This window comes from Methylobacterium sp. D48H, assembly GCF_053345715.1.
Window position 1 is genome coordinate 65,307 of sequence record NZ_JBKFAP010000024.1, and the last position, 6,083, is coordinate 71,389.

Here is a 6,083-nt window from a genome sequence, read left to right on the forward strand (position 1 = left end):
CCGCCCCGTACCGGAGATCGATCCATGCCGATCATCAATCAGGCCAGCAGCGCCGCGGTCGTCATCGACGACGCCAAGTGCATCGCCGAGAAGGGCTGCCGCGTCTGCGTCGACGTCTGCCCGCTCGACATCCTCGCGATCGATGAGACCCGGCAGAAGGCCTACATGAAGTACGACGAGTGCTGGTACTGCATGCCCTGCGAGGTCGACTGCCCGACGAACGCGGTCAAGGTCAATATTCCCTACCTGCTGCGCTGAGGCCGACCATGAGCCCCGTGTTCGATTCCTTCGACGACGATCTCGACGACGTGGCCGAGCGCTGCGCGAGTGCCGACGCCGGCGTCCGGCGCGTCGCGATGATGGAGCTCGCCGAGGCCGTCGGCCCCGCGGCGAAGGTCCTGCTCCTCAAGGGCCTCGGCGATCCGGACGCGGCCGTCCGCGCCGCGGCGGCCAAGGCGCTGGACGAGCACGACGGCGCGGACGTCGTCGAGGGCCTCGTGCGGTCCCTGGAGGACGACGACGAGGCCGTGCGCCGCACTGCCGCCGATACCCTGGCCGAGAAGAAGGAGCCGGCCTGCGGGCCGCTCCTGATCGAGCGCGCCGCGCACACCGACCCGTTCGTGCAGGCCTCCGCCCTGCGGGCCCTGCGCGAGCTCGTCCTGCCGGACGCCCTGTCGGCCGCGCTGAAGGCGCTCCAGAGCCCGTCCCCGGAGGTGCGCCGCGAAGGTCTCGGCGTCATCGGCTACCTCAAGGCCGAGGAGGCGCTGCCGGCGCTGATCGCCACCGCGGGCGATCCCGACCCGACGGTCCGGCGCGCCACGATGGCGGCGCTGGTCTTCCTGCGCCCCGGCGGCCCGGGCATCGGCACGCTGATCGCCGGCCTGTCCGACGAGCACTGGCAGGTTCGCGAGGAGGCGGCCGTCTCCTGCGCCAAGATCCGGCTGCCCGAGGCGACGGCGCCCCTGATCGCCGTGATGGACGATCCCGTCTGGCAGGTCCGCACCAAGGCGGCCAATGCCCTGGGCCGGATCCGGGCGCCGGCGGCCGTCGAGATCCTGGGGCGGGCGCTGACCTCCGAGGTCAGCAACCTGCGCAAGGAGGCGGCCGCAGCCCTCGGCGAGATCGCCGACCCGCGGGGCCTCTCGGCCCTCGAGGCGGCCGCCAACGATCCCGATCCCGACGTGCGCAAGCTCATCCAGTGGGCGATCGGACGCTGTCAGGGACGCCCCTGATCGATCCGGCCGTCTCGGCCTCGTCGCGGCGCCGCATCCTCCGGGTGCGGCGCCGCTTCACGTCCGCTCGGCTCCGCGATATCCAGACGCTGCCGGTGCCGGCGGCCAGTTTAGAGCTGGTACAGGGTTTGCTGCGCCGCGGCAGGTAGGATGCTGGAGGCGGCAATGCAGACCACGGCGCCGATACGCCCGTCTCAGGCCCCGGCGGGGCTCCAGACCCAGGCGAGCGCCCTCCTGCTGTCCGAGGCCGCGCCCAAGGCCGGAACCGGGCAGCGCCCTCTCCTCGACGGGCTGACCGAGCGCGAGGTCGCCCTCGTGCTGGAGAAGGGCCGGCGCCGCGTGCTCTACCGCGGCGCGACCCTGTTCACGCAGGAGACGCCCAACGACGGGATCTGGATCATCGAGAGCGGCCGCATCCGGGTCTTCTACGCCGCGCCGTCCGGTCGCGAGATCACGCTGGCCTACTGGTACCCCGGCAACTTCGTCGGCGGTCCCGACGTGTTCGGCGCCGGCCTCCACAAGTGGTCGGGCATGGCGGCGAGCAATTCCAGCGTGCTGCACCTACCGGCCAAGGCGCTCCGGCAGCTCGTGACGCAGATGCCGGCCCTCGCGATCGGGGTCATCGACGGCCTGACCTTCAAGGGCCGCTGCTACTCGACCCTGGCCCAGATGCTCGGGACCCGCTCGATCACCGAGCGCCTCGCCCACCTGCTCCTGCACCTGTGCGACCTCTACGGCGTCGCGGAGGAGGACGGGACGGTGATCGCGGCGACCTTCACGCACGCCGACCTCGCCCACATGGTCGGCGCCACCCGGCAATGGGTGACGATCAGCCTGAAGCGGCTCTCGGAGCAGGGCGTCCTCGTCGCGCGGCGCACGCAGATCGTCGTCCTGCGTCCCGACATCCTGGCGGCGATGCGCGGCGGCGAGGAATGCGCCTAAAACGCGAGCGTCCCGCACAAAACCGCAGCACATCCGGAACCGCTCGACTTTTTTGCGCAACTAATCGACCCGCAGGCGTCCTCGGCATTTGATCGGACGCGCCGCAGCGCCCGATCATGCCGTCGATGTCTTCGCGACATCGGGCCGGAATGTTGGAGCGGGCGATGACTGGACGATTCCCCGGGCTCAGATCGGTCTCCGCTCTCGCGCTCCTCGCGCTGGCGGGCGCCGGGATCGGGGCACCAGCCCGCGCCGAGACCCTCACCGTCGGCATCGGCACGCAGGACACGACGACCAACACCGCGACGGTCGGCGTGGTGATCCGCCAGCTCAAGCTGCTGGAGAAGTACCTGCCCAAGACCGGCAAGTACGCCGGCACGACCATCCAGCTCGACTGGCAGAACTTCACGTCCGGGCCGCCGGTCACGAACGGCATGATGGCCGGGAAGCTGCAGTTCGGCGCGATGGGCGATTACCCGCTCGTCGTCAACGGTGCGACGTTCCAGAACAATCCCGAGAGCCAATCGCGGCTGATCGCGGTCGCCGCCTACAATCTCCACGGATCCGGCAACGGGATCGTGGTCAACAAGGCTTCCGAATACTTCTCGTTCGAGGATCTGAAAGACAAGGTCGTCAGCGTGCCCTTCGGGTCGGCGGCCCACGGGATGGTCCTGAAGGCGTTGCAGGACAAGGGCTATCCGGCCACCTATTTCCGCCTGGTCAGCCAGAGCCCGGAGGTCGGCTCGACCAATCTCCAGGAGCGGAAGATCGACGCGCACGCGGATTTCGTCCCCTTCGCCGAGCTTCTGCCGTTCCGCGGCTTCGCGCGCAAAGTGTTCGATGGCGTCGAGACCAACCTCCCGACTTGGCACGGCGTGGTCGTGCGCTCCGACTTCGCCGACCGCTACCCCGAGATCGTCGAGGCCTACCTGAAGGCCGTCCTCGACGCCGACGCCTGGGTCAAGGCCGATCCGAAGCGCGCCGCCGAGCAGATCGCGGCCTGGACCGGCACCGACAAGGAGGTGGTCTACATCTTCCTCGGGCCCGGCGGGATCATGACCGTCGATCCCACGATCAAGCCGCAGCTGGTCGAGGCCGCCCGCGAGGACGTCAAGGTCCTGCAGCGGCTCGACCGGATCAAGACGTTCGACGTCGGTCCGTGGGTCGACGACGGGCCGCTGCGCAAGGTCTTCGCCGAGCGCGGCCTGGACTACGCGCAGCAGCGCGCGAGCACCGCCAATTACGAGGTGCGCGGCGAGGACACGTACTGCAAGAGGCCCGTCACCGAGCCGCGCAAGGCCGGCGAGATCTGGGTGAAGGGCGGGGCGATCCAGCCCTACGCGAGCGCGGCCTGCACGCTCGGCGCGCTGAACGAGATGAAGTCCAAGGGGCAGGCCGTCGACGTCGCCTACGTCTTCGACACGGCCCGCGGCATCAAGCTGTTCGCCCGGGAGGCCTTCTACGTCGTCGACGGCAAGGGCGGCATCGCGCCGTTCCTGCTGAAGCAGGACGCCGAGGCCGCGGCGCGGGGCGGCGGCACGGTGATGCCCTACGACGAGGCCCTGAAGGCCGCTGTGACGGGAGGCTAGAACCGCATGGACGCTGTCGCTCTCCGGCCCGCCGCCGAGTCGCGCCCGCCGCGGGCAGCGCCCCTCCCGCCGCCGGCCGCGTCCACCCGCCCCGCGACCGGCCGCGTCCGCCGCTGGCTGCGGCTGCATCACGGCGCGTTCCGGGCCGCGCTGATCGGGCTCGTGTCCCTGATCCTGTTCGTCGCGCTCTGGCAGTATCTGACCGCGAACCGCGTGACCCTCTACGTGCGGTTCCTGAACATCCCGACGCCGATGGACGTCGTGGACCGCGCGGCGATCGCCCTGCGCAGCCCGAACTTCGGCGACCACGTGCTCATCTCCTGCCGCCGGATCCTCTTCGGATTTCTCCTGGCCGGCGGCGTCGCCGTGCCGCTCGGGCTCCTCATGGGGCGCTACCGCCTCCTGCGCGAGATCGCCTTCCCGATCTGCGAGGTGCTGCGGCCGATCCCGGCGATCGCCTGGGTGCCAATGGCGATCATGCTCTGGCCGACCAACGAGGGCTCGATCGTCTTCATCACCTTCCTGGGCTCGTTCTTCCCGATCCTGATCAACACCCTCCAGGGCATGGTCCAGGTCGACCCGGTCCTGGTGCGGGCCGCACGCTGCCTCGGCGCCCGCGAGGCGGCGGTGTTCCGCGAAGTCTACCTGCCGGCCTCGCTGCCGCAGATCTTCACCGGGCTGACGGTCGGCATGGGCGTGGCCTGGGTCTCGCTGATCGCCGCCGAGATGATCTCCGGCCAGTTCGGCATCGGCTACTTCACCTGGGAAGCCTATTCGCTGGTCCAGTACCCGGACATCGCCCTCGGCATGATCACGATCGGGCTGCTCGGCCTCGGCTCCAGCTTCGCGATCCGTCTCGTGGGCCGCCTCGTCATGCCCTGGGCCGCGGCCCGCTAGGCCTCGGCCGGCCGCCCGGCGCGGCCCTCGCCGGACCGGTCCTCCACGCGCGTCACCAATCGGGAGCTTGCCATGGCCGAATCGAGCCGGGGCCTGATCGAGGTCAGCGACTTCTGCCTGCGCTACGAGACGTTGGAGGGGTCCGTCGAGGCCGTCTCGAACGCCTCGCTCACCGTCCATCCCGGCGAGTTCGTGTCGATCATCGGGCCCTCGGGCTGCGGGAAGTCGACGCTGCTCAACGCGCTGGCCGGTTTCCTCAAGCCGTCGTCCGGGCGGGTCACCGTCGACGGCGAGGCGATCGCGGGACCGAGCGCGGATCGCGGCATGATCTTCCAGCAATACTCACTGTTTCCCTGGAAGACGGTGCGCGAGAACGTCGAGTTCGGCCTGAAGATGAAGGGCGTCCGGCGCAGCGAGCGCGAGCGTCAGGCGCGGACGCTGCTCGGCCTCGCCGGGCTCACGGCGTTCGAGAACCACTATCCGGACCGATTGTCCGGCGGGATGAAGCAGCGTGTCGGCATCGTGCGCGCGCTCGCCACCGGCCCGCGCATCCTGCTGCTCGACGAGCCGTTCGGCGCCCTCGACGCGCAGACGCGGCTGATCATGCAGCAGATCCTCACCAACATGTGGCAGCGCCTGAAGATCTCGGTGCTGTTCGTGACCCACGACATCGACGAGGCGATCTTCCTCTCCGACCGCGTCTACGTGATGACCGCGCGTCCCGGGAGCATCAAGGCCGAAGTCGTGGTGCCCCTGCCCCGCCCGCGCCAGCCGGCCCTGACCCTGTCGTCGGAGTTCCTGGGCCTGCGCCGGGGGCTGATGTCGCTGATCCGCGAGGAGAGCCTCCGCGCGATGGGCGGCGAGGTCAGCGCCGAGGCGATGAAGGGACTGGCGATCGATCTCGAGGGCCAGGATCTCCCCGCGCTGCTCTGACCCCTGCGCCGAGGTGCGAAGTCATGACCTATGTCGTCACCGAGAACTGCATCCGCTGCAAGTACACCGACTGCGTCGAGGTCTGCCCGGTCGACTGCTTCTACGTCGGCGAGACCATGCTGGTGATCAACCCGGACGAGTGCATCGATTGCGGCGTCTGCGAGCCCGAATGCCCGGCCGATGCCATCAGGGCCGACACCGAACCGGAGATGGCGGGCTGGAAGACCTTCAACGCCAAGTACGCCGATCTCTGGCCCAACATCACCGAGAGGACCGAGCCGGCCGACGACGCCGCGGCGTGGGACGGCCGCGGCGGCAAGCTGCTCGACCTGTTCGGGACTGCCGACCCGGCGTCCGCCTGAGCGAGGACTGATCCGTCGATGAGCAAGTTCTACGAGGAGCGCGTTCTGTCGGTCCACCACTGGACCGACAACCTGTTCTCGTTCCGCACGACGCGGGATCCGGCGTTCCGGTTCCGCAACGGCGAGTT

The 6,083-nt window shown here is 69.7% G+C and carries 7 protein-coding genes and 1 pseudogene; all 8 read left to right on the forward strand.

The features are described 5' to 3' along the window. The first annotated feature begins 24 nt into the window (after positions 1-24). Positions 25-258: a 4Fe-4S dicluster domain-containing protein gene (locus ACLBX8_RS26070; protein WP_020095796.1), complete on the forward strand. Its 234-nt coding sequence runs from the start codon at positions 25-27 to the stop codon at positions 256-258. Between the two features lie 8 nt (positions 259-266). Next, a complete protein-coding gene (locus ACLBX8_RS26075) occupies positions 267-1,232 on the forward strand; it encodes a HEAT repeat domain-containing protein (protein ID WP_020095797.1) in 966 nt (321 codons plus the stop codon). 165 nt (positions 1,233-1,397) lie between these two features. Further along, positions 1,398-2,174 (forward strand): Crp/Fnr family transcriptional regulator, encoded by a 777-nt coding sequence (locus ACLBX8_RS26080; protein ID WP_447716013.1) that lies wholly within the window; start codon positions 1,398-1,400, stop codon positions 2,172-2,174. A 164-nt stretch (positions 2,175-2,338) separates the two neighbouring features. After that, positions 2,339-3,763, forward strand: a complete 1,425-nt coding sequence (locus ACLBX8_RS26085; protein ID WP_244540034.1) for an ABC transporter substrate-binding protein — start codon at positions 2,339-2,341, stop codon at positions 3,761-3,763. A gap of 6 nt (positions 3,764-3,769) precedes the next feature. Then, the gene (locus ACLBX8_RS26090) at positions 3,770-4,660 is read left to right on the forward strand and encodes an ABC transporter permease (RefSeq protein WP_447716014.1); all 891 of its coding nucleotides are present in this window, start codon (positions 3,770-3,772) and stop codon (positions 4,658-4,660) included. A 72-nt stretch (positions 4,661-4,732) separates the two neighbouring features. Then, positions 4,733-5,593 (forward strand): ABC transporter ATP-binding protein, encoded by an 861-nt coding sequence (locus ACLBX8_RS26095; RefSeq protein WP_447716015.1) that lies wholly within the window; start codon positions 4,733-4,735, stop codon positions 5,591-5,593. Positions 5,594-5,616: 23 nt separating this feature from the next. After that, positions 5,617-5,955 carry a ferredoxin FdxA gene (fdxA, locus tag ACLBX8_RS26100; RefSeq protein ID WP_447716016.1) on the forward strand — a complete coding sequence of 113 codons (339 nt, stop codon included), beginning with the start codon at positions 5,617-5,619 and terminating at the stop codon, positions 5,953-5,955. 18 nt (positions 5,956-5,973) lie between these two features. Further along, a pseudogene (locus ACLBX8_RS26105) lies at positions 5,974-6,083 on the forward strand (ferredoxin--NADP reductase); the annotation flags it as partial.